General features: G+C 71.8%; 27 protein-coding genes. 18 read left to right on the plus strand and 9 right to left on the minus strand.

Annotation, left to right across the window (positions count from 1 at the left end; all coding sequences use genetic code 11):
* The first annotated feature begins 163 nt into the window (after positions 1 to 163).
* The 4 genes from paaN to AB0C21_RS37045 all read left to right on the plus strand — a co-directional run bounded on the left by paaN (position 164) and on the right by AB0C21_RS37045 (position 5,602).
* Positions 164 to 1,849: a phenylacetic acid degradation protein PaaN gene (gene paaN, locus AB0C21_RS37030; RefSeq protein ID WP_500210651.1), complete on the plus strand. Its 1,686-nt coding sequence runs from the start codon at positions 164 to 166 to the stop codon at positions 1,847 to 1,849.
* A gap of 95 nt (positions 1,850 to 1,944) precedes the next feature.
* Entirely contained in the window at positions 1,945 to 3,417 is a 1,473-nt protein-coding gene (locus AB0C21_RS37035; RefSeq protein WP_500210652.1) for a carotenoid oxygenase family protein, read from the plus strand.
* Entirely contained in the window at positions 3,414 to 4,616 is a 1,203-nt protein-coding gene (locus AB0C21_RS37040) for an acetyl-CoA C-acyltransferase (RefSeq protein WP_500210655.1), read from the plus strand. The genes AB0C21_RS37035 and AB0C21_RS37040 overlap by 4 nt, the downstream gene beginning before the upstream one ends.
* Positions 4,613 to 5,602 carry an LLM class F420-dependent oxidoreductase gene (locus tag AB0C21_RS37045; protein ID WP_500210657.1) on the plus strand — a complete coding sequence of 330 codons (990 nt, stop codon included), beginning with the start codon at positions 4,613 to 4,615 and terminating at the stop codon, positions 5,600 to 5,602. Before AB0C21_RS37040 ends, AB0C21_RS37045 begins: the two co-directional genes overlap by 4 nt.
* 93 nt (positions 5,603 to 5,695) lie before the next feature.
* On the opposite strand, the gene AB0C21_RS37050 is transcribed toward AB0C21_RS37045, so the two are convergent.
* Positions 5,696 to 6,904 (minus strand): acetyl-CoA C-acyltransferase, encoded by a 1,209-nt coding sequence (locus AB0C21_RS37050; RefSeq protein WP_500210658.1) that lies wholly within the window; start codon positions 6,902 to 6,904, stop codon positions 5,696 to 5,698.
* A gap of 190 nt (positions 6,905 to 7,094) precedes the next feature.
* Between AB0C21_RS37050 and AB0C21_RS37055 the strand changes: the two genes are divergently transcribed.
* Complete coding sequence (locus AB0C21_RS37055; RefSeq protein ID WP_500210659.1) at positions 7,095 to 8,315, plus strand: acetyl-CoA acetyltransferase; 1,221 nt, start codon at positions 7,095 to 7,097, stop codon at positions 8,313 to 8,315.
* Positions 8,316 to 8,409: 94 nt separating this feature from the next.
* On the plus strand, positions 8,410 to 9,387 hold the full coding sequence (locus AB0C21_RS37060) for a winged helix-turn-helix transcriptional regulator (protein ID WP_500210661.1): 978 nt from the start codon (positions 8,410 to 8,412) through the stop codon (positions 9,385 to 9,387).
* Positions 9,388 to 9,527: 140 nt separating this feature from the next.
* On the opposite strand, the gene AB0C21_RS37065 is transcribed toward AB0C21_RS37060, so the two are convergent.
* From AB0C21_RS37065 to AB0C21_RS37085, 5 genes are all read right to left on the minus strand, one after another.
* Complete coding sequence (locus tag AB0C21_RS37065) at positions 9,528 to 10,265, minus strand: VOC family protein (protein ID WP_500210662.1); 738 nt, start codon at positions 10,263 to 10,265, stop codon at positions 9,528 to 9,530.
* 121 nt (positions 10,266 to 10,386) lie between these two features.
* Positions 10,387 to 10,959, minus strand: a complete 573-nt coding sequence (locus tag AB0C21_RS37070; RefSeq protein WP_500210664.1) for a helix-turn-helix domain-containing protein — start codon at positions 10,957 to 10,959, stop codon at positions 10,387 to 10,389.
* A 5-nt stretch (positions 10,960 to 10,964) separates the two neighbouring features.
* Positions 10,965 to 11,447, minus strand: coding sequence for a GNAT family N-acetyltransferase (locus AB0C21_RS37075; RefSeq protein ID WP_500210665.1), 483 nt, complete (start codon positions 11,445 to 11,447; stop codon positions 10,965 to 10,967).
* Positions 11,448 to 11,632: 185 nt separating this feature from the next.
* Positions 11,633 to 12,322, minus strand: a complete 690-nt coding sequence (locus tag AB0C21_RS37080) for a methyltransferase domain-containing protein (RefSeq protein ID WP_500210667.1) — start codon at positions 12,320 to 12,322, stop codon at positions 11,633 to 11,635.
* A gap of 129 nt (positions 12,323 to 12,451) precedes the next feature.
* Complete coding sequence (locus AB0C21_RS37085) at positions 12,452 to 13,240, minus strand: TetR/AcrR family transcriptional regulator (protein WP_500210669.1); 789 nt, start codon at positions 13,238 to 13,240, stop codon at positions 12,452 to 12,454.
* A 92-nt stretch (positions 13,241 to 13,332) separates the two neighbouring features.
* Between AB0C21_RS37085 and AB0C21_RS37090 the strand changes: the two genes are divergently transcribed.
* Together AB0C21_RS37090 and AB0C21_RS37095 are read left to right on the plus strand one after the other, a co-directional pair.
* Positions 13,333 to 14,244, plus strand: coding sequence for an NmrA family NAD(P)-binding protein (locus AB0C21_RS37090; protein WP_500210670.1), 912 nt, complete (start codon positions 13,333 to 13,335; stop codon positions 14,242 to 14,244).
* 143 nt (positions 14,245 to 14,387) lie between these two features.
* Positions 14,388 to 15,308 (plus strand): Rieske (2Fe-2S) protein, encoded by a 921-nt coding sequence (locus AB0C21_RS37095; RefSeq protein ID WP_500210672.1) that lies wholly within the window; start codon positions 14,388 to 14,390, stop codon positions 15,306 to 15,308.
* Positions 15,309 to 15,338: 30 nt separating this feature from the next.
* Here the strand turns inward: AB0C21_RS37095 and AB0C21_RS37100 are convergent, their stop codons facing one another.
* Positions 15,339 to 15,695 carry a MerR family transcriptional regulator gene (locus AB0C21_RS37100; protein ID WP_500210674.1) on the minus strand — a complete coding sequence of 119 codons (357 nt, stop codon included), beginning with the start codon at positions 15,693 to 15,695 and terminating at the stop codon, positions 15,339 to 15,341.
* Between the two features lie 84 nt (positions 15,696 to 15,779).
* On the opposite strand from AB0C21_RS37100, the gene AB0C21_RS37105 reads away from it, so the two are divergent.
* The 6 genes from AB0C21_RS37105 (at position 15,780) to speB (ending at position 21,572) form a co-directional block, all read left to right on the plus strand.
* Complete coding sequence (locus AB0C21_RS37105; protein ID WP_500210675.1) at positions 15,780 to 16,583, plus strand: aminotransferase class IV family protein; 804 nt, start codon at positions 15,780 to 15,782, stop codon at positions 16,581 to 16,583.
* A gap of 261 nt (positions 16,584 to 16,844) precedes the next feature.
* The gene (locus tag AB0C21_RS37110) at positions 16,845 to 17,465 is read left to right on the plus strand and encodes a helix-turn-helix domain-containing protein (protein WP_500210677.1); all 621 of its coding nucleotides are present in this window, start codon (positions 16,845 to 16,847) and stop codon (positions 17,463 to 17,465) included.
* A gap of 64 nt (positions 17,466 to 17,529) precedes the next feature.
* On the plus strand, positions 17,530 to 18,462 hold the full coding sequence (locus tag AB0C21_RS37115) for a sterol desaturase family protein (protein ID WP_500210678.1): 933 nt from the start codon (positions 17,530 to 17,532) through the stop codon (positions 18,460 to 18,462).
* Between the two features lie 162 nt (positions 18,463 to 18,624).
* A complete protein-coding gene (locus AB0C21_RS37120) occupies positions 18,625 to 18,798 on the plus strand; it encodes a hydrophobic protein (RefSeq protein ID WP_353818498.1) in 174 nt (57 codons plus the stop codon).
* A gap of 129 nt (positions 18,799 to 18,927) precedes the next feature.
* Entirely contained in the window at positions 18,928 to 20,445 is a 1,518-nt protein-coding gene (locus tag AB0C21_RS37125) for an alpha/beta hydrolase domain-containing protein (protein ID WP_500210679.1), read from the plus strand.
* 107 nt (positions 20,446 to 20,552) lie between these two features.
* Positions 20,553 to 21,572, plus strand: a complete 1,020-nt coding sequence (gene speB / locus AB0C21_RS37130; protein ID WP_500210681.1) for an agmatinase — start codon at positions 20,553 to 20,555, stop codon at positions 21,570 to 21,572.
* A 12-nt stretch (positions 21,573 to 21,584) separates the two neighbouring features.
* Here speB and AB0C21_RS37135 read toward each other — a convergent pair whose 3' ends face one another.
* Complete coding sequence (locus AB0C21_RS37135) at positions 21,585 to 21,938, minus strand: PRC-barrel domain-containing protein (RefSeq protein WP_500210682.1); 354 nt, start codon at positions 21,936 to 21,938, stop codon at positions 21,585 to 21,587.
* Positions 21,939 to 21,978: 40 nt separating this feature from the next.
* Entirely contained in the window at positions 21,979 to 22,827 is an 849-nt protein-coding gene (locus AB0C21_RS37140) for an MBL fold metallo-hydrolase (protein WP_500210683.1), read from the minus strand.
* 157 nt (positions 22,828 to 22,984) lie between these two features.
* Here AB0C21_RS37140 and AB0C21_RS37145 point away from each other — a divergent pair, with 157 nt between their 5' ends.
* The 4 genes from AB0C21_RS37145 (at position 22,985) to AB0C21_RS37160 (ending at position 25,161) form a co-directional block, all read left to right on the plus strand.
* Positions 22,985 to 23,812, plus strand: coding sequence for an SAM-dependent methyltransferase (locus AB0C21_RS37145; protein ID WP_500210685.1), 828 nt, complete (start codon positions 22,985 to 22,987; stop codon positions 23,810 to 23,812).
* Entirely contained in the window at positions 23,809 to 24,024 is a 216-nt protein-coding gene (locus AB0C21_RS37150; RefSeq protein WP_149260434.1) for a DUF397 domain-containing protein, read from the plus strand. The genes AB0C21_RS37145 and AB0C21_RS37150 overlap by 4 nt, the downstream gene beginning before the upstream one ends.
* An 89-nt stretch (positions 24,025 to 24,113) precedes the next feature.
* Positions 24,114 to 24,956, plus strand: a complete 843-nt coding sequence (locus AB0C21_RS37155) for a helix-turn-helix domain-containing protein (RefSeq protein WP_160160963.1) — start codon at positions 24,114 to 24,116, stop codon at positions 24,954 to 24,956.
* A 7-nt stretch (positions 24,957 to 24,963) separates the two neighbouring features.
* Entirely contained in the window at positions 24,964 to 25,161 is a 198-nt protein-coding gene (locus AB0C21_RS37160; protein ID WP_149260432.1) for a DUF397 domain-containing protein, read from the plus strand.
* The last annotated feature ends 128 nt before the right edge of the window (positions 25,162 to 25,289 follow it).

Consider the following 25,289-nt stretch of genomic DNA (forward strand, 5'->3'; position numbering starts at 1 on the left):
CAGCGCGAAGAGCCGGGACGGTTGGGCCGGGCGCCCCGTGGTCTCGGTGATGTCCGACCGCGAAGGGTGCGCACGGGCCCGGTCCCGGGCGCCGTTCAGGGCCGCGAGCGGCCGGTCCGGAAGCACCGGAGACCAGGCCTCGACGACCCCAAGGAGAACGCAGATGAGCACCGATCCGATCGACGGGCACGGTTCGACGCTGGCCGCGGCGCTGCGGGCGTGCCGCACCCGTGAGAGCTGGACCGCCTACCCCGAGGACACGGCCGCGCACCCCGCCGGTGCGAGCGGCAAGGCGGCGGGTGAGGCCTGGCTCGCCGATCGCCTCGGCTCCCGCTTCCCCCTGGAGCATCCCGGGGCCTGGCGGGTCCAGCACGACGAGGTGTCGCCCTACACGGGGCTTCCGCTCGGCATCTCCTACCCGGCCGCGGAGCCGGAGGTCCTGTTCGCCGCCGCACGCCGTGCGTGGCCGACCTGGCGCCAGGCCGATCCGCGGACCCGTGTGGAGGTGTGCCTGGAGATCTGCGAGCAGCTCTACCTGCGCAACTTCGAACTCGCGTACGCGGCGATGCACACCGCGGGGCAGAGCTTCGGTATGAGCTGGGCGGGCAGCGGCACCAACGCGATCGACCGGGGCATCGAGGCCATCGCCCAGGCCCACGCCGCCATGGAGAGGGTGCCGCGCTCGGCCGTCTGGTCCCGTGCGTTCGGCAGGCACCAGGTGGCACTGGACAAGCGCTACCGGATCGTTCCGCGAGGCATCGCCGTTGTGATCGCCTGCGCGAGCTTTCCCGCGTGGAACGTCTATCCCGCGCTCTTCGCCGGCCTCGCCACCGGGAACCCGGTGATCCTCAAGCCGCATCCCACGTCGGTACTGCAGATGGCCGAGGCGGTCAGGATCTGCCGGGCGGCCCTGGCGGAGGCCGGCTTCTCCCCCGACCTGGTCGGCCTCTCCCTGGACACCGTCGCCGAGCCCGTCGCCAAGCAGCTGATCTCCCATCCGGACACCCGCATCGTCGACTTCACCGGCTCGGCGGCCTTCGGCTCGTGGGTGGAGGCCAACGCGCACCCGGCCACGGCCTTCACCGAGACCTCTGGCGCCAACTCCGTCCTCGTCGAGTCGCTGTCGGACACGCAAGCCCAGCTCCGCGCCATGGCCGGCTCCCTGTGCCTCTTCTCCGCCCAGATGTGCACGAGCCCCCAGAACTTCTACGTCCCGCGTGACGGGATCAGGACGCCGGACGGCGACATGGCGCCCGACGAGTTCGCCGACGCCCTCGCCGCCGCCGTCCGGGACATCTCGACGGTGCCGCGCCGGGCGGCCGCGGTGATGGCGACGGTCCAGTCGCCCCACACGCTGGACCTCCTGGGCCGTGTCCGCGACCGGGCGGCCGAGGCGGGCCGGGTCGTCCTGGAGCCGGCGCCCTATGAGCATCCGGAGTTCCCCGACGCCCGCACCAGCGGGCCGCTGCTGGCCCGGCTCGACATCGCCGACCACGACCTCTACGGACGCGAGCGGTTCGGTCCGATCGCCTTCGTCGTCACCGCCGACGATGCGGTCCAGGCACTGGAGCAGGCCACGCGCGACGCCCGCGAGCAGGGGGCCATCACCGCGTTCGCCTACTCCACAGACGAGGCGTACCTCGAGCGCGCCGAAGACGCCTACGCGCTGGCGGGAGCCGCGCTCACCAGCAACCTGAGCGGGCCCATGCCGCTCAACTTCTCCGCCGCCTACAGCGACTACCACGTCACGGGGCTGAATCCGGCGGGCAACGCCTCGCTCACCGACGACTCCTTCGTCACGGGGCGGTTCCGCATCGCCCAGTCGCGCCGTCCGGTGGCGACCGCCTGAGAGCCGGCGGGAGGAGCGGGCAGAGGTCCCGGGCTCTTCCCGGCAATCTGACTTCGTTTATAGTAGCTTCAATCGAGCGACCCAGAGGTGGTCCCATGTCCAGTGGCGAGAAGCCGATCGCTGTGGCCCGCGTCGTCGACGAGGAGCCGAACCCCTATCTGCTGGGAGTGTTCGCCCCCATGCGGGAGGAACTGACCCTCGACGACCTGGAGGTGGTCGGGGAGATCCCGCGCGACCTCAACGGCGTGTACCTGCGCAACGGCCCCAACCGCCAGTTCGAGGCCCCGGGTCGCTACCACATGTTCGACGGCGACGGCATGGTCCACGCGGTCCACTTCGAGAACGGCCGCGCCCGCTATCGCAACCGGTACGTCCGCACGCGGGCCTTCCAGGAGGAGTCCGCGGCCGGTCGGGCACTGTGGACCGGGCTGATGGAGAACCCGAAGGACAACCCGTTCGGCAACACCCACGGCCTCGGCATCAAGGACTCGGGCAACACCGATGTGATCTTCCACCGGGGCAGGGTGCTGGCCACCTGGTACCTGTGCGGGACGCCCTACGGTCTCGACCCGCTGTCGCTGGAGGCCCTGGGCGCCCAGGACTTCCTGGGCACCTTCACCGGCGACATGATGGCCCACAACAAGGTCGACGAGGACACCGGCGAACTCCTGTGGTTCGACTACGGACCGGACAAGTCCGCACTCCGCTACGGCATCATCGGGGCCGAAGGCCGGCAGACCCATGTGACCGAGGTGGCGCTCCCCGGCCCCCGCCTGCCGCACGACATGGCCGTCACCGCCAACTACACGGTCCTGATGGACCTGCCGCTGGTCCAGGACCAGCAGGCGCGCGCCGCCGGCAAGTACCGGATCTTCTACGACAAGTCACTCGTCTCCCGGTTCGCCGTGCTTCCCCGCCACGGCGACGGGGCCGCCGACGTCCGCTGGTTCGAGGCCAAGCCCTGCTACATCTACCACGTCATCAACGCGTGGGAGCAGGGCGACGAGATCGTCATGGACGTCTGCCGCGTCAAGAACCCGCAGCACCAGACGACGTTCGCCACGCCGCTGTCCAGCATGCTCGCCTACATGCGCCTGGACGCCCAGCTCTACCGGTACCGGTTCGACCTCGCCACCGGACGGACCCACGAGACGGCGCTCGACGACGACAACATCGAGTTCCCCAGCATCGACTCCAGGGTCATGGGCAGATCCCACCGCTACTCCTACAACATGCGCCTGGCGAACGAGCCCACCCTGCTGTTCGACGGCCTGGTGCGCTTCGACTCCCGGACGGGCGCCAAGCAGGAGCACTTCTTCGGTCCCGGCCGCTGGGGCTCCGAGGCGCCCTTCGCTCCCAGGGACGGGTCGACCGGCGAGACCGACGGCTACCTGGTCACCTTCGTCAACGACGAGTCCACCGGCCGCGCCGAAGTCGACGTCTTCGACGCCGAGGACATCACCGCGGGGCCCGTCGCCCGCGTGCTGCTGCCGCACCGGGTCCCCTCGGGCTTCCACGCCTGCTGGGTCCGGGCCGACCAGCTGAACGGGGAACGGGACGCCCGATGAGCGATGCCTACATCTTCGATGTGGTCCGCACAGGGCGCGGCAAGGCCAGACCCGGAGGCGGGCTCGCGCACCGGACGCCCCTGAGCCTGGTCACCGACCTGCTCGGTCATCTCGGCCGGCGCCACCGCCTGACGGCCGCCGCACTGGAGGACGTTCTCCTCGGCGTCTCCACCCAGACGGGGGCCCAGGGCGGCGACCTCGCCCGGACGGCGGCGATCCTCGCGGGCTGGGACTCCGTCCCGGGCATGACCCTCAACCGGTTCTGCGCCTCGGGGGTCGACGCCATCACCACCGCCGCGGCGCACGCCCGGTCCGGCGCGTCCGGGCTCTTCGTGGCCGGAGGCGTCGAGTCGATCTCCCACACTCCCGTGTACTCCGACGGAGCACCGCTGTTCACCGATCCCGACATCATGCGCGAGGCCGGTTCCGTCGCCATGGGCGTCGCCGCCGACCTGATCGCGACGATCGAGGGGTTCGACCGCGCGGAACTCGACGCCTACGGGCTGCGAAGCCAGCGGCGGGCCGCCGATGCCTGGCGTGCGGGGCGCTTCGCCCGGGACCTCGTGCCCGTCGCCGGCCCCGATGACCGGCCCTTCGCCGCCGATGAGGCGATCAGGCCCGAGACCACCGCGCAGTCGCTCGCCCGGCTGCCACCCGCCTTCGCCGAGCCGGGCGCCTCCGGCCAGGACGACCTCGTGCGGCGCCGCCACCCGGAGATCGCCGAGATCGCCCACCTGCATACGGCGGGCACGTCCCCCGCGCTCGTGGACGCGGCGGCGCTCGCGCTGATCGGGACGGCGGAGGCAGGAGCCGAGCGGGCGATGGAGCCCCGCGCCCGCATCGTGTCGGCCGCCGCCGCGGCCGTGGACCCCGTGGTCATGCTGACGGCCGGGCAGAAGGCCACCGAGGTCGCGCTGCGCCGGGCCGGGCTCGGCCCGGACGACATCGCGGTCTTCGAGGTGGCCGAGGCGTTCGCGGCGACCTGCCTGAAGTTCCAGCGCGACCTGAAGATCGACGATGACCGGTTCAACCCCAACGGAGGGACCATCGCCATGGGGCACGCCTTCGCCGCCACGGGCCCGATCCTGGCAGCCAACTGCATCGGCGAACTGGAGCGCCGGGGCTTGCGCTACGGGGTGGTCGCCGTCAGCGGCGCCGCCGGACTGGGAAGCGCCGCCGTCCTGGAGCGGGTCGCGTGAGCGCGGTGGACCTGCCGTCGCTGGCCGTCTCGCTCGGTTTCTGGCAGGACCGTCCGCCGGATGAGGCACTGCCGACCGCACGGCACGCCGACGAGCTGGGATACGAGCGGCTGTGGATCGGGGAGATGGCGACCTATGACGCGTTCGCCCTGGCCACGCGGATCGCCGGGCTGACCGCGCGCCTGCGGTTGACCATAGGCCCGCTGGCGGTCGCGGTCCGCGATCCGATGCTCATCGCGCGAGGAGTCGCCTCGGTGGCCGACCTCTCCGGGCGCGGCGTCGATGTGGCGGTGGGCACCTCGAGCCCCATGGTCGTCGGTGACTGGCATGGTCGCAGCCGTGCGCGATCCGCGACCGTGCTGAGCGAATCGGTTCAGGCCCTCCGCCGGCTCCTCAGCGGGGAGCGGACGGATTTCGCAGGGCAGACGGTCAGCACGAAGGGCTACCGGCTGCGGCTCGCACCGCCGCAGGCCTCGATCGCCGTCGCCGCGTTCGGCCGGTCCGCGGTCAGGAGCGCGGCCCGGTACGCCGACCGGATGGTCCTCAATCTGATCACCCCTGCCTCGGCGGCCGTCCTCGTGGACCAGATGCGCGCGGACGCGGCCGAGGCGGGCCGGCCGGCACCACCGGTGACGGCATGGGCGGTGGCCGCGGTGGACGGGGAGGATGCCGCGGTGGAACAGCTCCGCCGGGGCGTGGTCGGCTATCTGGCCGCTCCCGGTTACGGGGAGATGTTCACCGAGGCGGGGTTCGGCGACCTCGTCGCCTTCGCCCGCGGTCGGCCGCATCCCAGGGAGCTGCTCGCCGCGATCCCGCGCGAGCTCATCGGCTCCGTCGGACTCATCGGGGACGCCGGTGCGATCCGGGCGCGACTCGCGGAGTACGCCGCCGCCGGCGTCGACGAGATCGCGGTCGTGCCCGCGAGCGTGGACGCGGATCCGGGCGGTCGGCGCACCCTGTCCGTGCTCCGGGACATCGCCTCCTGAGAGGCGTGCGCCGGTTCCGTGGCGGCCGACTCCCGCTGCGGAACCGGCGCACGCGTCGGTACCCGTCGACGCGTCAGCGCGGTCCGATCGGCTTCATGCGGAGATCCTCTCGATGAGGAGGGCGACGCCGAGGCCCGCGGCTCCGGACACCGCGGCGACGCCGTAGCGCCCCCCGCGCCGTTCGAGTTCCTCGATGCAGCCGCCGGTCATGATGGCCCCGGTGGCGCCGAAGGCGTGGCCCATGGCGATGGTGCCGCCGCCGGGGTTGAGCCGGTCGGGTCCGGCGCCGAGGTCGCGGCGCAGCCGCAGGCACAACGCCGCGAACGCCTCGGCGAACTCGAAGACGTCGATGTCGGCCGGGGTGAGCCCGGCCCGCTCGATGACCTTCTCGACCGCATGCTGCCCGGCGGTGAGCATGATGACGGGGTCGGTGGCCGCGGTGGCCGAGCCGAGGATCCGGGCGCGGGGGCGCAGTCCGCAGGCGCGGGCCGCGTCGGCATCGCCGAGCAGGAGCAGGGCCGCCCCGTCCGCGAGGGCGGGGGACGTGCCGACCGTGTGCAGATGCTCGATCGCCCGGGCCTCGGGGTGGGCGGCGAGGGCGACGGCGTCCTGGCCCTGCGCGCCCAGTTCCGCGAAGGCCGGCGGCAACGCGGACAGGGCTTCCAGGGTGGTCTCCGGACGGATGAGCTCGTCGCGAGTGAAGAGCGTGCCGTCGGGGAGCGCGACGGGTACGACCGAGCCGGCGTGGTGGCCCGCGTCCCAGGCGGCGGCGGCCTTGTGCTGGGTCTCCACGCCGTAGGCGTCCAGCTCCTCGCGGCTCCACCCGTCGAGGGTGGCGTTGAGGTCGGCGGCGATGCCCATGTGCACCGATCCGATGCGGGCGATCGTCTCCGGGTCGTGCCACAGCGGCCCGCGGTCGCTGAACATGGGGACGCGCGAGACGCTCTCGACCCCGCCGGCCACGACGAGGCCCAGGTCTCCGCCGCGGACGCGGGCCGCGGCCAGCGAGACGGCGTCGATCCCCGAGGCGCAGAACCGGTTGACCGTGCCGCCGGGGACGCCGTGCCCCCAGCCCGCCAGCAGCGTGGCGGTACGGGCGAGGTCGGCGCCCTGCTCGTCGACCTGGGAGGCGGAGCCGATGATCACGTCCTGGACGCGTGCGGTGTCCAGCCCCGTTCTGTCGACCAGCGCATGCTGGAGCCGCACGACGAGGTCGACCGGCCCGACGCCGTGCAGAGAACCGCGCGGCGAGCCCTTCCCTCGGGCCGTGCGCACGTAGTCCAGTACGAGGGCTTCCGTCATGCGGCCTCTCCGTCCTCTTCATTTACTCTGCTAACCGTAGTGACACAGTGCGGAGCGAGCAATACTCGACTCGTAGACAAACCGGAGTCTTGCTGGGGTTTCGTGAAGGACGCGTTGACGGCTAGCTCTCACTGTTGTAGTAATCCTGGTGAGGTGGCTCCGGGCCGCCTCCCCGAAGGGAGCGGAACGGATGCCCACTGGAACTTCGATGCTCGGCGGCTACCAGAGCGACTTCGCGCGCAACTGGGCCCGCGCCGGTCTGGACTTCGCCGACCTCACCGAGCAGGTCGCCAACGGGGCGCTGGAGGCCGCCGGCCTGGAACCGGGCGACATCGAGGTGATCCACGTCGGCAACGCCTTCGGCCAGTTGTTCACCGGCCAGGGCCAGCTCGGCGGGATGCCCGCCACCGTCCTGCCCGGACTGTGGGGCGTGCCCGCCTCCCGGCACGAGGCCGCCTGCGCCTCAGGGGGCATCGCCGCACTGGCGGCCATGGCCGATCTGGAGTCCGGCCGCTACGACGTCGCCCTGGTGCTCGGCCTGGAACTGGAGAAGACGGTTTCCGGCGACCAGGCGGCGCGGCATCTGGGCGCCGCCGCCTGGGTGGGGCATGAGGGCCAGGACGCCACGTTCATGTGGCCCTACATGTTCAGCGCCCTCACCGACGAGTACGACCGCCGCTACGGCATCGACGACGCGCACCTGCGCGCGATCGGTGAACTCAACTTCCGCAACGCGCGCGCGAACCCGCTGGCCCAGACCCGCGCCTGGGAGCTGACCGACGCCAGCTTCAGCACCGACGACAAGGCGAACCCGCTGGTCGAAGGCAGGCTGCGGCGGCACGACTGCAGCCAGGTGACCGACGGAGGCGCCGGCATCGTCCTGGTCAGCGACCGCTACCTGCAAGGCCGCCCCGAACTGAGGAGCCGCGTCGCCCGCATCCAGGGCTGGGGGCATCGCACCGTCGGGCTCTCCCTGGATCAGAAGACCCGGCGTTCCAAGGACGACCGCTACGTCCTCCCGCACGTCCGCCAGGTGGTGACCGATGCCTTCGGCCGCGCCGGCGTCGCCGGGGTGGAGGACATCGACGTGATCGAGACCCACGACTGCTTCACGATGTCGGAGTACATGGCCGTGGACCATTTCGGCATCACGGCGCCCGGTGAGAGCTGGAAGGCCGTGGAGAGCGGCGACCTGGAGAAGGACGGCCGCATCCCGGTGAACCCCTCCGGCGGCCTCATCGGCGGCGGCCACCCCGTCGGCGCGACCGGCGTGCGGATGCTCGTCGACGCCGCCCGGCAGGTCACCGGCACCGCGGGCGACACCCAGATAGCCGGTGCTCGGCGTGTGGCCACCCTCAACATCGGCGGAAGCACGACGACCGCCGTCAGCTTCGTCGTCGGACTCGACTGAGGAAGCCCCTCATGGACGTGGAGATCGTGGGCCGGGCCGGGTCGGCGCGGACCTGCCGGCGACCGCGGCCGGCCTGGGGAAGGCGAGGTCCTCGTTGACCCGGCCAAGCGCCACCGAGACCGGGGCCCCGTGCACGGTACATCCGCCGGATCGCCCTTCCCGGCTGCCCCGCGGCGCCACCAACGCGGTCGGCCTGACTCTCGGGCTGATCGGCGACGAGTGGAACCTGCTGATCCTCAGGCACGCGCTGCTGGGCGTCCGCCGCTACGTCGACTGGAAGGAGGCGTTGCCGATCTCCGACGCGGTGCTGACCCGTCGGCTGGCGGTGCTCACCGAGATGGGCGTGCTCATGAAGGCCGAGCCCCGGGCCCGGTCCCGGCGCTTCGAATACGTCCTGACCAAGCGCGGCCGTGACCTGTGGCCGGTGCTGCTCACGATCTGGGCCTGGGAGTCGGCCTGGGTGGCGGGCCACCGCGAGCGGCTCCCGCGGATGGTGCACCGGGACTGCGGCCGCGACTTCCTGCCCGCCCTCGGCTGCGGAGCGTGCGGGCTGGCGGCGAACGCCGCGGACATCAGCGGCGGCTTCGGACCGAGCGGCACCTGGGGCCGATCGGTCCCCGCGGCGGCCACCCGGCGCAGGTCGCCGCGTGCGGGGCAGGCCGGCCTCTTCCCCGAGACGATGGCGCTGATCGGCAACCGGTGGTCGGCCGCCTTCCTCGGCGCCGCCTTCCAGGGCGCCCGCCGGTTCCGCGACTTCGAGCAGTGGGTCGGGGCTCCGCCCGCGATCGTCTCCGACCGGCTGCGGGTCTTCTGCGAACTCGGCGTGTTCCTGCAGACGCCGGGCGGCGAACGGGCCGCCAGGCCCAGCTACCGTCTGACCGAGAAGGGGCGCGCCTTCCACCCCGTGGTCATGACCGCCGTCGACTGGGGCCAGCGGTGGTTCCGCGCCGCCGAAGGCCCCGCCCTCGTCTACACCCACCGAACCTGCGGCCAGGACCTCAAGGTCAGGCTCCTCTGCGATCAGTGCGGCGAGGTGCTTCGCGGCACCAAGGTACTGGTGCTGCTCGACTGAGCCCGGGACCGGTGCCGGTGCGGAGGCCGCCGCCCGTCGGCGGCATGTGGGTGTGCGGGCGGCGGCCGTCCCATGAGTGCGAGAGTGAGCCCTGCACGGGCGGCCCGCCTTTCGAGGCGGCTGCTCCTAAGGGGGTCGCGTCAGCGCGGTGCGAGGACGCAGAACTCGTTGCCCTCCGGGTCGGCGAGGACCGTCCACGGCACGTCGCCCTGGCCGATGTCCATGTCGGTGGCGCCGAGAGCTCGCAGCCGGTCCGCCTCCTCCGCTCGATCGTCACCGGGGTACGGCCGGAGATCCAGATGGACGCGGTTCCGAACGGTCTTCACGCCGGGCGTGCGGAGGAACTCGAGATACGGCCCGACGCCCTTGGCGGAACGCAGTCTCGCGTGGTCGTCGGTCACTTCGTGCAGCGTCCAGTCCGTCGCCTGGCTCCAGAACCGGGCCATGGCCCGCGGGTCCACGCAGTCGACCACGACCGTGGCGATCGGGCCGGTGTCCCGGTAGATCTCCCGAGGCTCCAGCACGCAGAACTCGTTGCCCTCCGGGTCGGCGAGGACCGTCCACGGGACGTCGCCCTGGCCCACGTCGGCGGGCGTCGCGCCGAGATCCTGGAGGCGCGCGACCAGCTCCGCCTGATGGGCCGGGGAAGTGGTGGCGAGGTCGACGTGCACCCGGTTCTTCACCGTTTTGGGCTCCGGGACGCGGAGGACGTCGATGTAGATGGCCGCGGGGTCGGGATAGACCAGGTCCCGGGGTTCCACGTTGGTCACTCCGGGTTCCTCGCTGGAGAGACCCCAGTCGAGTGCCTCCGCCCAGAACCGGCCGACCACGGAATCGTCCCGGGCCTTCATCGCAATCTGAACGAGCCGTGTCGCCATGCCGCCGATCCTATGTCCGCGCGAACGGGACATCACCTCTGTTTCGCCCGGCCTGAAATGGTGCCCCACCTGGGTGAGCCTGCGCTTAAGGCGTCGCGCTCGACCGGGCGGGGATCCCGGGTCAGGGCGTGGGCTTCCGGGTCACGACCACGACGTAACGGCATTCTTCGGTGCCGTCGTTGACGAACTCGCGCGCCTGGGGCTTTCCGAGCTCGAACGTGTCCCCAGCCGTGAGGACGTGCGTGGTCGGCCCTTCGACCAGGGTCAGCCTGCCGTCGAGCATCCAGATGAGCTGGGCGATGAACGCGTAGGACGCCGCCGGCATCGGCACCCGGGCGCCGGCGGGCAGCACGATCTCGGTGACGTCGACGGGAAAACCGGGCGTCGATATCTGCCGTCGCAGGTAGCCGGTGTCGGGGTCCGTCCAGTCGGGGGTGTCGGCCGCGCGCCGCACCTGGTCCGGGACGGCGCCGTCCGCCGGTGACAGCAGCTCGGTCATGCTCAGCTCCAGGGCCGCCGAGAGCTTGCCGAGGAGGGCGGCGGTCGGGCTGCTCTGACCGCGCTCGATCTTGCTGATCATCGCTCGGGACACCCCCGAGGCATCGGCGAGGCGTGCCAGTGACCAGCCGCGCCGGGTGCGTTCCGCCTTGACCCGCCGCCCCAGGACGTTCGCGCCCTCCATCAAAGTGGACACGCCCCTCACCTCGGCACCGGCTCCCCGTCGAGCCGCAACTCCATGAAGACGCTGTTGGGGTCGTGGACGTAGTCGGCGAACGGCTCGCACAAGCTGAATCCGTGGCGCTCGTAGAGCCGCCGGGCCGGGGCGAAGAACTCCTGGCTCCCGGTCTCCAGCAGGACCCGCCGGTGACCGCGCTCGGCGGCGACGGCCAGCAGGTGCCGCAGTATGGCCGATCCGATCCCCAGTCCCCGCGCGGTGCGCGCCGTTCGCATGGACTTGAGTTCGACATCGCCGCCGCCCAGGTCCTTGAGCGCGCCGCAGCCGCGCAGCTCCGGCCCTTCCCAGGCCGACCAGAACGCGACCGCCGGGTCGCGCAGCTCCTCCAGGTCCAGCGCGTGGATCGATTCGGGCGGAGAGGTGGCATGCATGTCGGCCAGGTGTTCCTCCAGCAGCCGACGGATCTCCGGCCGGGCCAGGTCACCGAGCTGGAAGCGCAACATCATTCAGGTCTCCCGCGTCCCCCGCACGGTGCGGCTCACGTTCACTGGCCTCTAATATAGTGGACACTACTTCCACTATGAGACCACATTCAGCTCGGTCGGCTCCAGCGCCTGGCCGAGCCGGGACTCAAGTGGGCTGATCGCCGCACCCCCCGGCCCGGAACGGCCGCCGAAGGCGCACCCGGTACTCAACCCGCCCGGGTCCCGGAGGCGACGAAGATCGGGACGGCGAGGAACAGGCGATCGTTGCTCGCCCTGGCGGTCTGCTCGTCGAGCCAGGCGCCCTCTCCTCCCATGGCGGCGAGCGTCGGCAGGCACGCGGCGTCCGTCCACACGATCGTGTGGACCTCGACGGTGACGTCGACGAACCCGTGGTCCAGCAGCAGGTTCCGGTACCGGCGGGCGACCCGCGGGTTCGGCACGCCGTCCGCGCGGGCGTGGACGAGCCTGCGGGTGAGTTCGGGGTCGTCGGAGTCGAGGACGAACGTGTCCCAGTCCTGGCCGATGAGCACCGCGCGACCGTTGGCGGCCAGGACGCGCCGGGCCTCGATGAGCGCCTGCTCGGGCTCGGGGAGCGCGTGCAGGATCTTGTCGGCGCGGTAGCCGGTGACCGCGCCGTCATCGAGGGGCAGCGCGGTGGCCTCGGCGACATGGAACTCCCCTGCGGGCCAGCGCTCCGCCGCGACCTCGATCATGGCGGGGTCCAGATCGACGCCGATGGCCCTCTTCCCGCGAGCGGCCAGCTCGCCGACGGCCCGCCCGCTCCCGCAGCCGACGTCGACAACGCTGTCGCCCAGCCCTTCATAGGTACGTTCTCGCAGGTCACGGGCCTGTGGCAGGTCGTCAAAGGCGTCGAGGGCGGTGAGCAGCGCGGACATGGCCCTCATTGTGCAACTCGACGCCGACATTAAGCCGCTCGGCAAGGCGGCGGCTCAGCTCGGTTCGCCGGCGCACGTCCTGCGGCATGCGGGCTCTGACGCCCGACCTGGCCTGCCCGGACGCGCTGGTCACTCGGCACCGGGCGACGCCGACGGCATGTATCGCCAGTGGGCGAGGCGGCGCCGGTGTGCGCGCTGGCGGCAGGTAGGGCCGCAGTAGCGAGCCGGGCGCCCGGTGGCGCGCACATGCAACTGCGTGCCGCACTCCGCGCAGTACCTCGGGCCGGTCGTTTCGTGACCCGTAGGGGGAGCGGAGTCACGGAAATCGTCATCTTTCGTGACAGCCGCGGGACGCAAGCAGTCCAGCATGAGCCGCACCAGTCGCGTGCCGCGTGCCGGGTCCCGGTGCGCCGAACGCAGTGCGGCACCGCCGAGGATCAAGGCCGTCAGATCGTCGGCCCGTACGTCCGCACGTACCGCACCGGCCTGCTCCGCATCGCGCAGCAGGCGCTCCAGCGCCTTGCCGAACCGCTGCGCGGCGGTGGCCAGCACGGCGCGCGGCCAGCTTCGATCGGCGGTCAGCACATCGCAGAAGTGCCGACGTCCCGCCGACTTCTCGATCACTTCGAGCAGGAAGCCGAACAGGGCCTCACCAGGCGCCGCGCGGGCGGCCCACCGATCGGCGGCGGTCACCAGTCCCTCGACGTGGCGGGCGAGCACCGCCTCCACCAGGACGTCCTTGCTCGGAAAATGCCGGTAGACGGTGCCGGCGCCGACCCCCGCGCGCTGCGCGATCCGGCCGAGTGACACCCCCAAGCCCTCTTCGGCGAGCACGCGCGTCGCCGTGCGGAGCACGATCTCCCGGTTGCGAAGCGCGTCAGCGCGTCCGGCGGGCGCCGGGTTCGGGGCTGCTGTCATGTCACGAAATCCTTGTCTGCGGCGCAGAAGCGGGTGGAGCATTCCGGATCAGCTCAGTATCTCCATCCCCGTCTTCTCTGGAAAGGGCACCCATGACCACCGCCACCACGGCCGGCCCCGACTCCTTCGTCCTCGTCACCGGCGCCACCGGCAAGCAGGGCGGCGTCACCGTTCGTCGCCTGCTTGCCGAAGGACGGCCGGTCCGCGCCCTGGTGCGCGACCTGGAGGCACCCGCCGCCGCCGCGCTGGCCGAGGCGGGCGCCGAACTCGCGCGCGGCGACTTCGACGACCCGGCGAGCCTGCGGCCCGCGCTCGACGGCGCCGCCGCCGTGTTCGGCATACCGCCCGTGGCCTACGGCCCGGCCGGAACCGAGGCGGAACTCGAAGCGGCCCGCGGCCGGACGCTGATCGACGCCGCCGCGGCGGCGGGAGTCGGGCAGGTCGTGTTCAGCACCGTCGCCTCGGCATCCAGCGAATCACCGCATTCGAGGGGGAAAGCGCTGATCGAGAAGTACCTGCGCGACCACATCGCCCAGCCCACCGTGCTGCGCCCTGTCCGGTTCATGACCAACTACCTCGGCGTCGGATGGGGCATCGACGGCATCTCGGACGGCGTGCACCGGCACATCTTCGCTCCGCACCGGCCCATGCAGATCATCGCGCTGGAGGACGTCGCCGAGTTCGCCGCGCTCGCGTTCGCCGACCCGGCCCGGTTCGCCGGACGGACGCTGGAGCTGGCCGGCGACGAACCGACGCCGGTCGAGGCCGCCGCCGCGATCAGCGAGGCGACCGGAGTCCCGCTCCGGTACCGGCAGCTGACCGACGACGAGGCGGCCGCGATCAACCCCGAGATCGCCGCCACCAGGAAGCGCTGGCAAGAAGGTGACCGCTGGCACGCGGACATCGAGGCCCTGCGCGTCATCCATCCCGGGCTGCGGACCCTCACCGACTGGCTCGACGAGAGCGGCGCCGCCGCGCTCCGCGCCCAACTCGCCGGCTCCTGAGAGAAGTGCCGGAGTCGCTGTCCATACGGACTCGGTGCCCGGCAACCGCGCCTCGGCGGCCGGGCGGTGCGGCGGGTGGACGGTTTCAGGGGGTGTTCGGGGGATAGGGAGCGAAGGTGTAGTCGTGTCTGGGGGAGGGTGTTATGAGCATGCCGCACAGGGCGGTTCACCGGGTGGAGAACGCCGAGGCCTTGGACAAGGTCGCGGAACCGGTCAGTTCCGTGGTGCAACGAGCGGTCCAGCCGAAGGTCGTCCGCGATCTGCTCAGCGGGACGAATCTGGGGCATCCGCTGCATCCGGTGCTGACCGACGTCGCGATCGGCGCGTGGACCAGTGCCGGGCTGCTGGACGTCGCCGGAGGGTCCGACGCCGAACCGGCCGCGGACCTGCTGACGGCGGCCGGAGTGGCCGCCGCCGTGCCCACCGCCCTCAGCGGGTTCAACGACTGGGCCGACACGATCGGGCCGGAGCGCCGGGTGGGGCTCGTCCACGCGGGCGTCAACACCGTGGCACTGGCCCTGTACGCGGGATCTCTCTTCGCGCGCGCCGGCGGGAACCGCCGCAAGGTCAAGGCCCTGCGGTTCGCGGGGCTCGCGGCGATGGGGGTCAGCGCCTACCTCGGCGGTCACCTGAGCTTCGTCAATGGCGTCAACGTCAACCGCACCGCGTGGCAGGAGGGCCCGGAGGAGTGGACGCCGGTGCTGGCGGCGTCCGAGCTGAGCGAGGGCGAGCATCGGACGGCCGATGCGGACGGCGTGCGGGTCCTGCTCTACCGGACGGCCGCGGAGGTGCACGCCGTGGCCGCGACCTGCACCCACATGGGCGGACCGCTGGGCGAGGGGACGATCGAGAACGGCTGCGTCACCTGCCCGTGGCACGGCAGCACGTTCCGGTTGGAGGACGGCGGTATCGAGCGCGGTCCGGCCAGCACGCCGCAACCGTCCTACGAGGCGCGGATCCAGAACGGCCGCATCGAGGTCAGGGTCCCGCCGCCGGGTGCCCAGACCGACGTCGCCAAGGAAGGCGCCCGTCGGAAGGGACGCCGCCTGCTCGCGCGCACGTAAGCCGGGTGCCACCGCGCTCCGGAGCGGGGGTTACTCGTCCGGGGGACGCCGGGCGAGGAAGCCGGTGAGGGCCTCCTGGTTGCGCTGGAGGCCCTCGATGCGAGCGTCCAGGGCCATGAGCTCCCGGTCCAGGAGGTCGCTGATGCCGGCGCACCAGTCGAATTCGGGCCGGTCACTGCGGGTGCAGGGGAGGACCTGCCGGATCACCTCCGTGGAGAGCCCCGCGTCCAGCAGGACGCGGATCTTCCGCACGGTGAGCACGGAGTCGTCGCCGTAGCGGCGGTAGCCGTTCGCGTCGCGCGCGGCGTCGAGCAGCCCCTGCTCCTCGTAGTACCGAAGGAGCCGCGTGCTGACCCCCGTACGCCGGGACAATTCACCGATCAGCATGCCACCGCTCCGGTTGACCTTCTCACCAGTGTGAATGCCTAACGTCGTCTCCCAAGCGATCATTCCGCACCGCTGGAGACGTGCATGACCTCTCTCGTCGTCCGACACAACGGCCGCGCGGCGACCACCGACGAACTGGCGCCGCTCGCGTTCGCGGGCTATGCCCACTTCACCGCCATGCAGGTGCGCGGCGGCAAGGCCCGGGGCCTCGACCTTCATCTGGAAAGGTTGCGCTCCGCCTCGATGGAACTGTTCGGCGGCGCACTGCCGGACGAGCGGGTGCGGTCCTATCTGCGGGCGGCAGTTGAGGCGGGACCCGCGGACGTCTCCTTGACGGCCACCATGTACTCCTCGCCGGGAGAGTTCAGCGCAACGGGGGTGCAGGCTGAGCCAGAGGTCCTCGTCCGGACGGGACCGCCCGCGTCCGGTCCCGCGGGGCCGTTGAGGCTGGCGACGGCCGAGTACGACCGGTTCCTACCCGCTTTGAAGCATGTGGGTGAGGTGGCCAAGACCTACCTCATGCGTCAGGCCGTCAAGGACGGCTTCGATGACGCCGCCTTCGTCGATCGCCGAGGCCGGCTCAGTGAGGCGACGATCTGGAACCTGGCCTTCTGGGACGGCGACGCCGTGGTGTGGCCCGAGGCCGAGATGCTGGTCGGGACCACGATGGGCATCGTCCGCCGCCAACTGGACCGCCTTGGCGTCCTTCAGCGCGTCCAGCAGATCACACCCGCCGACCTTCCGGCCCTGGCCGGAGCCGTGGTCATGAACTCCTGGACGCCGGGAGTCGCCGTCCACCAGATCGGCCCGACCCCCATCCCGGAGGCCCCCCGCTTCCTGGCCCTACTCCACCAGGCCTACGAGGCAGAACCACTCACCGACTTCTAGACAGATGCTCCCTCCACGTCACCTGCTCCCTCCACGTCACCGGCCCGTCGTGAGGCCGGCGGCCTGGAGAATGCGCTGAAGGTACTCTGCCAAGTACCCATACCGACCTCGGCTTCGGTCAACGACGGTTGCGGGGTGCGTGCGGCGATGGCTGCCTCTGAGAGCGGGTGGGCGGGGACGGCTCGCCTGGAGCCAGGCGTTCTGACTTTCACCGGACGTCTGGGCGGCACCGCTGCCCACGCCCACGCGGCGGTGCAGGTGGTGACCCTCACCAGCGGCACGGTCGTCTTCCAGGACCGGTACGGCCACCGGGTGCGGGCGGCCGCGGCGATCATCCCCGCCGGGGTGGTGCACGCCGTCGACGCCACCGAGCCGGCGCACGGGACGACGTACTACCTGGACCCGGCCGGACGGACCGCCGCCGCCCTCGCCGCCAGGGTGGAGGCGGCCGGTGACCGAAGGACGGCCGGTTCCTGGATCGCCGCTGCCGGCACACCGCTCGCACCGGCGCCGGACAGGCCGCTGCACCCGGCGTTGGCCGCCCTGGTGGCGCGGGCTTCCCAGGGGACGCGGCGTGCGGGCGGTCCGGACGTTCCCGAGTCGCTGGCCGAGGCCGCGGCGGAGGCCGGGCTTTCGTCCACACGGCTGGGTCACCTCTTCACCGACCATCTCGGCCTCCCCTACACCGCCTGGCGGCGCTGGGCCCGCCTCCAGCACGCCATGGCCGCCGTGCACGAGGGCGCCACCCTCACCGAGGCCGCGCACGCCGCCGGGTTCACCGACAGCGCCCACCTGACCCGGGTGTTCCGCGCGATGTTCGGCATCACCCCCACGCAGGCCGCCCGCGCCGCCGGGTGGCGGCCCCCGCGGCAGTCCGGCTAGCCCCCGGCAAGCGGCAGCCGATCCGTACAAGGCCAGACGGCCCTTGGCGGGTCAGGGTCGGTTCATGAGTACTGCAACCGTCACTACTGGCCGCGCGCTGCAAGGGGTCGTGCGTTACGGGTACGCGCCGGCGATGCTGCTGGGTGTCAACGGCGCCGGAATCGCGCTGACGAGCGCCGGCGCCGGGAAGGTCTGGCTGCTGGCACTGCTGGCCGTCGCCATCGCCGCCTCCTTCGCCGCCGAGCATCTGCTGCCCTATGACCAGGACTGGAACCGGCCGCTGGACGACGGGCCCCGCGACGCCGCGCACACGTTCGTGAACGAGGTCCTCATCCTGGGAAGCGTCGCCGCGATCCCCGCGCTGGCGGCCGTCGTGTCGGTCGCCGATGTCTGGCCGCACGCCTGGCCGATGTGGACGCAGGTCCTGTTGGCGGTCCTCGTCGCCGATGCCGGGATCACGCTGGTGCACTACGCCAGCCACAAGATCGGCCTGCTGTGGCGCTTCCACGCCGTCCACCACTCGGTGAAGCGCTTCTACGGGCTCAACGGCCTGATGAAGCACCCCGCGCACCAGACCGTCGAGATGACCGCCGGTGTCACCCCGCTCCTGGTCATCGGGCTTCCCGTGGACGTCGCCTCCGCGCTCGCGCTCGCCGTCGCCGTCCAACTGCTGTTGCAGCACTCCAACGTCGACTACCGCATCGGCCCCGCGAAGCACGTCCTGGCGCTGAACGAAGGCCACCGTTTCCACCACCTCAAATGGGCCGGGGTCGGAGACGTCAACTTCGGCCTGTTCACCCTTGTCTGGGACCACTTGCTCGGTACCTACAGCTACGACCCAACCCGCCGGTTCACCTCGGACGACCTGGGCATGGCCGCCAAACCCCACTATCCGTCGCGCTACCTGGCGCAACTGGGCGAGCCCTTCAAGCGCAGCGGTGCTTGCGCTCCCACCCCGGCCACGGGCGACGCCCCGTCCGTCCCGAGACCCGCCTGACCTCCGGGACCGTCCGAGCGGAGGACGGAGCGGCGAGGGCGGGGTCGCCTCTCGTACACCGCCGCGTGTCCGAAATGAGACCTTTGTCGCGCATCAAGCTTCATTTACCGGGGACGAACCGCCCCGAACAGAACTGAGGCAGACCCCAGAGGAGGACCCCCAATGCCTTGGCTGATGATTCTGGTGCTTCTGCTGGCGCTGATCCTGTTCGGTGTCGGCTTCACGCTGAAGGTCCTGTGGATCCTGGCCGCGATCGTCCTGATCCTGTGGCTGCTGGGCTTCGTGGTCCGCAGCACGGGCCCGTCCGGCCGCCGCGGCCGCTGGTACCGCTGGTAGCACATAGAACGGCGCCGCCCCGTCCAGTGCCTGGACGGGGCGGCGCCGTTTCCGTGACCGGTGATTCGCGCGATGTGGAGGGCGGCGGAGGCGGCGGACACTGTGGCCCCCTGACACCTGGAGGTCATCGTGCGCTTCTCCCTGCGGGTCCCCTGGCGGCGCGTCGCCGCCGCGGCGACCGGGGCCGGGCTGCTCGCCGCCCTGCTGTACGCGTCGCCGCCCGCCCTGGCCGCCGCCCCCGGTCCGGTCGTCACCGTCCCGCCGGAAGGGAGCCACGGCTTCCCCTTCCTGGCGGCGGCCGAGGACCTCGGATCGTTCGGATACACCGAGAGCGAGTACTTCATCTCGGGTACCGCCACCTCCTACGCCAAGTCCGGCTGGTGGGGATCGGACGGCCGATGGGACGTGCGGGCGTCCGGACAGGCCCCGTACAAGACGAGGCTCCTGGTACGGCGCCCCACCGATCCGGCGGCGTTCAACGGGACCGTCGTGGTCGAGTGGCTCAACGTGAGCGGGCAGCTCGAACTGTCGCCCGACTACTGGTTCGCGCGGGACGAACTGCTGCGCAAGGGGTACGCGTGGGTCGGCGTCTCCGCGCAGTCGGTCGGCGTCAACGGGGGACTGGGGGAGATCCAGGGGCTCAAGGGCTGGGACCCGGCCCGGTACGGCGGCCTCGTCCATCCCGGGGACGCCTTCTCCTACGACATCTTCTCCCAGGCCGGGCAGGCGCTCCGCGACCCGGACGGGCCGGACCCGCTCGGCGGCCTGGCGGTGCGGACGCTGCTGGCCGACGGGGAGTCGCAGTCCGCAGGCCTGATGACCACCTACGCCAACGCCGTCCAGCCCGTCTCGCGGGTCTACGACGGCTTCATGATCCACAGCAACGGCGCGGTCGGCGCCCCGATCAGCGGTGAGCTGGCCGACACCCTGTGGATGCCGAACCCGTCCCGTATCCGGACGGACCTGTCCGTTCCCACGTTCGTGGTGCTGACCGAGACCGACGTCCCGCTCGCGGCGGCCGCGCGCCAGCCGGACACCGACCGGGTCGTGCACTGGGAGCTGGCCGGCACCTCGCACGGCGACCAGTGGGCCTACGACCTGGGCGGGCCGACGGTGAAGAAGTCCGCGGGATCGGCCGCGCCGCAGCCCGACTGCGCGGCCGGGTCCGCCCCCTACAACGACGGGCCGGGGCACTACTCGATGAACGCGGCGCTGCGCCATCTGGCCGCGTGGGCGCGCGGCGGGGCGCGGCCGCCGGCCGGGGCGCCGCTCGACACGGTCCTGCGCGACCCGCGCACCGGGCTCGCGACCGGCGGCATCCGGCTGCCGGACGTCGCGGTGCCGACCCGGACGCTCACCGGCATGCGCGACACCAGTGGCAGCGGCGTCTTCTGCGTCCTGTACGGCGCTCGGGACCCGTGGAACGGCAGCACCGATCCCTGGGACCGGCATGACTCGGGCGACCCGTCCGATCCGTCCCTTCCGTGGACGCCGGAGCCGGTGCTCAGCCTGCTCTACCCGACGCACGCGGGCTACGTGGGCAAGGTCCGGACGGCCGCGCAGGCGTCGGTGACCGCAGGCCACCTGCTGCCCGAGGACGCGGCGACGATCATCACCGCCGCGGAGGACTCCGGCATCGGCGGCTGACCCCCCGCCGAGCGGCGGCCCCGTCCCGAGATCCGTCCGGGACGGGGCCGTCCGCGCATCGGACGCGTCCGGCGCGGGAAGGGAGGGGGAGGGGGAGGAGGTGGCAGATGGCCGAGAGGTACGGGCCGCAGTTCGGTCCCGATATCACGTTCCTGGGGGTGCCGCGCTGCACCTGGTCCGACCCGTCCACCTACGAGGACGCCGACGTGGTCATCCTCGGCGCGCCGTTCGACGGCGGCACGTCCCACCGGCCGGGGACCCGGTTCGGTCCGCAGTACATCCGGCAGACCTGCTACCTGCCCCAGTACGGTTCGCGGCCGTCCCTGGCCCTGCGGGTGGACGGCCTGCGAGGCGACCTGACGGTCTACGACGCCGGCGACGTCGAGATGTACTCCGGGGACGCCGAGCGCTCCGTCCGGTCGCTGCAGGAGGCGGTGTACGCCATCGCCCGTACCGGGACGATCCCGCTCGTCCTCGGCGGTGACCACACGATCGCGTGGCCCGACGCCGCCGGAGTGGCCGACCATCTGGGCGCCGGACGGGTCTCGATGGTCCACTTCGACGCGCACGCCGACACCGGCGACGTGGCCTTCGGTTCGCTGATCGGGCACGGGCAGCCGATGCGGCGGCTGATCGAGTCCGGGGCGGTACGCGGCGACCGGTTCCTTCAGCTGGGCCTGCGCGGGTACTGGCCCGGCCCGGAGACGCTGGCGTGGATGGCCGCGCAGGGCATGCGCTCCTACGAGATGAGCGAGATCGTCGCCCGCGGCCTGGACGAGTGCATGACCGAGGCGTTCGAGATCGCCACCGACGAGTGCGACGGGGTCTTCCTGTCGGTCGACATCGACGTGTGCGACCCGGGCCACGCCCCCGGCACCGGCACGCCCGAGCCCGGCGGGCTGACCGCGCGCCAGCTCCTGGACGCGGTCCGGCGCGTCACCTACGAGCTACCGGTTGTCGGCGTCGACGTCGTGGAGGTGTCCCCGCCCTACGACCACGCCGACATCACCTCGGCCCTGGCCAACCGCGTGGTGCTGGAGGCGCTGTCGGGCATCGCCCGGCGCCGCCGCGACGACCGCGACGGGACGTCCTGGGACCCGCGCCGTCCCCTGCTCGACGGACGCTAGCGCCAGGACGGGTCAGCGCCGGGCGAGGCGCCGCTCGTCCGGGGCCGCGCGGTAGGGGAGGCTGTAGTAGGCGAAGACCTCAGGTTCGGCGTCGGCGAAGAGCTCGCCGTTGGTGTCGATCCCCGGAGCGCCCTTGACCTGCTTCTTGTCGTGCGCGACACGGAGGTGGTCGGGGCCCACCGTGGAGCCGTCCAGCGGCACGAACACCAGCCGCTGCCGGGTCGGCACGCCGATCTTCACCGTCGCGAACGAGGGCTGGTCGGTGAGCGTGTCGACGTAGACGGCCTCCAGCGGCCCGATCTTGCTTCCGGACGCGTCGATCACGCTCCGGCCGCGCCATTGCCGTATGTCCTCGATCTCGAACATGTCCTGTCCAACCGTAGGTTCACCTGTGCATCTACCCAGCTCAGAGTGGATGTACCGGGCGTGAGGAGTGCCGGAAGGTGTGGGTCTCCCCCGGCGCGACGTACGCGGCCCGGTCGGACAGGCCGCGGCGGTCCAGTTCGCGCCGGAAGTCGTCCAGGGGCGACTTGAACACGCTGTAGTCGTTGTAGTGGACGGGCACCGCGGTCGCCGGGCGGAGCGTCTCGACGAGGTCCGCGCCCTGGGCGCCGTCCATGGTGACCACGAGCCCGCCGGGCAGCGTGGTGCCGCCCAGGTGGAGGACGGCGAGGTCGATGTCGGAGTTGCGGCGGGCGATCTGGTGGATGCCGTCGAACATCAGGGTGTCGCCGGTGATGTAGAGGCGGAACTGCACGTCGCCGGTCGCGGGGCCGAACTCGAGGAGGCTCCCCATGACCGGAGGCAGCATCCTCCGGAGGGGGCCGGGGGCGTGCCGGCCCGGCATGGACGTGATGCGCAGCAGCGCGCCGCCCTTGACGAGGGTGTGCGACTCCCAGGTGCGCAGGCCGACCGCGTGGCGGAAGCGGTGCCAGCCCTGGAGGCGCCGGGCCGCGTGCGGCGTGGTGACGACGGGCAGGCCCCGGTCGAGTTTCGCGCGGGCGATCCGGTCCCAGTGGTCGCCGTGCAGGTGGGACAGGACGACGACGTCCAGGCGCGGGAGGTCGGCGGGTTGCAGCGCGGGCTCGGTGAGCCGCCGGGTGGTCAGCCCGAAGCCGAGATGGGCGCGCTGCCCGCGGTGCAGGAAGTTGGGGTCGGTCAGCAGGGTGAACGGCCCGCAGCGCAGCAGCGTCGTCGCGTTGCCGATGAACTGCATCGTGAGTTGGCGGAGCGCGAGATCCGGTGCGGTTTTCATGCTTTTCCCCCTTTGCGCCGGTCATGCCCCCCAAAGGGCGTGCGAACCCTGCGGAAGTGGCCACAGCAAAGCCGGACAACCCTTGCGAAGCAGCACGGAAGGGCCGACCCTTGCTTCATAATTCGTGCATCACAAGTTGCGGCATAGGAGGCCGAGGTTGAGCGAGACCGAGCAGGCTCCGCCCGGAGTGGACACCACCGTCCCGAGCCCGGCCCGGATGTACGACTTCTACCTCGGCGGCACCGACAATTTCGAGGTCGACCGGGCGGCGGCCGAGAGGGTGCTGGCGAACATGCCGGAGGCGGGGGACGCGGCCTGGGCGAACCGCGGCTTCCTGCAGCGCTCGGTGCGGTGGCTGGCCCAGCACGGGATCCGGCAGTTCATCGACGTCGGCGCGGGCCTGCCGACCATGAACAACACGCACGACGCGGCGCAGGCGGTCTCGCCCGACGCGTGCGTGCTGTACGCCGACAACGACCCGATGGTCCGGGCGCACGCCGAGAGGCTGCTGGCGGGGTCCACCGGGACGGCTTTCATCACCGCCGACTTCCGCGACCCCGAAGGCGTGCTCGGGCACGAGGTCACGGGCAAGATGATCGACCTGTCGCAGCCGGTCGCGCTGCTGGCCGTGGCACTGGTCCACTTCATCCCGGACGGGGACGACCCGTGGGGGATCGTCCAGCGGTACATGGAGCGGCTGGCGCCCGGCAGCTACCTGGTGCTGTCCGCCGGCACCGACGACCGGCAGGCCGACCACGCGGTCGGCACGATCAGGGACGTGTACGCCAAGTCCACCGCGAGCGTCCATCTGCGGTCGCGCGCGGAGGTCGAGCGCTTCTTCACCGGTCTGGAGATCGTCCCGCCGTGGGAGGGGGCGGCGGCGAAGGTCTGCTACATCGGTGAGTGGGGCGCTGAGGACCCCGAGGCGGCCGACAGTGACGGCTCGCGGTGGGCGTACTGCGCCGTGGCCAGGAGGAACGGGTGAGGAAGCCGTCCGTCGAGGAACTGGGCATCGATCCCGACGCCCTGGAATGGCGGCGCTCGCAGACCGACGAGGGCGGCATCGAGGTCGCCTTCGCCGGCGAGTGGACGCTCCTGCGCACGTCCGGCGAGCTCGTCTCGGTGTTCGACGAGCACGAGTGGGCCTGCTTCCTCGACGGGGTGCGGAACGGGGAGTTCGACCACGCCGCTTCCTGAACCCGGGCTTCCTTAACCGGCCAAATCTGTGAATCACAAATTCGGAGGCGTATGCTGATGCCGGTGGCAGGTCGAGGGAGGTGGCGCCGGTGAGCGATGCCTACGGGGCCACCATCGCCAAGCGGGGGCTGGCGCGCCGCCTGAAGGAACTGCGCGTCGAGGCCGGGTACACGGCCAACCAGGTCTGCGACCGGCTGAACTGGGGCCGGGGGAAGGTCGGGCGGTTCGAGGCCAACAACTGGGTGCGGCCCGAGCTCAGCGACATCCGCGACCTGGCGCGCATCTACGAGGGCAGTGACCTCGGCGAACTGGAGGAGCTGGCCGGCCGTGCGCGGCGGCGGGCCTGGTGGCGTGACTACCCGGACGTGTTCGACAACGAGTTCCCGGGTTTCGAGAGCGACGCGTCGAGCATCCGGGTGGTCATGCCGCTGGTGCTGCCGGGCCTCCTCCAGACCCTCCCGTACATGCAGGCCCTGCTGTCGTCCGGCACGAGGACGCCGGAGTGGCGCGAGCGCGCGATGCGGGCCCGGCTGCGCCGGCAGCAGATCCTCGACCGGGACGACGGGACGGCTCCGGAACTGGTCGCGGTCATCACCGAGGCGTCCCTGCTGTACGAGTGGGGCGACCCGGGCGACCGGCGCGCGCAGTTCGCGCACCTGCTCGGCATGTCCCAGCGCCCGAACGTGGAAGTGAGGCTGCTGCGCCTCGCCGACGGGATGCACCCGGGCATGTCCACGCTGGTCAACATCTTCCGGTTCCCCGGCGGCGAGCCGCCCATGGTCTTCCTCGAGAACGACGCGGACGTCCAGGAGATCGACACCCCCGACGACGTGGAGGCCTATGACCGGCTCTTCGACCAGATCCGCCAGGCGGCGCTCGCTCCCGCCGACACCGCGGAGCACCTGAGGAAAGTGATCTCAACCCTGGAGTAGCACCGACATGGACCTCTCTCAGGCACGGTGGGTCAAGGCGACCGCCAGCGCCAGCAGCAACGGGGGCTGTGTCGAGGTCGCCGACCTCGACACGGCCGCGGCGCTGCGCGACAGCAGGACCCCCGAGGCCGGGGCGCACGTCGTCTCCCGGTCCGTTCTCGCCGCGTTCCTCGCGGACGTGCGGGCGGGCCGGTACGACCGCTGAGCCGGGCCGCACACAGGATCCCCCAGGGCTGCACCCCTGGGGGATCCTTCATGTGTGCGGCCCTCTCTCAGGCGCCGCCCACGCTACAGCGGAAGGGGCCAATCGTCCCGGTACCCGCCGGTACACGC

It is taken from the genome of Spirillospora sp. NPDC049024 (assembly GCF_040649235.1).
Lineage (GTDB): Bacteria > Actinomycetota > Actinomycetes > Streptosporangiales > Streptosporangiaceae > Spirillospora.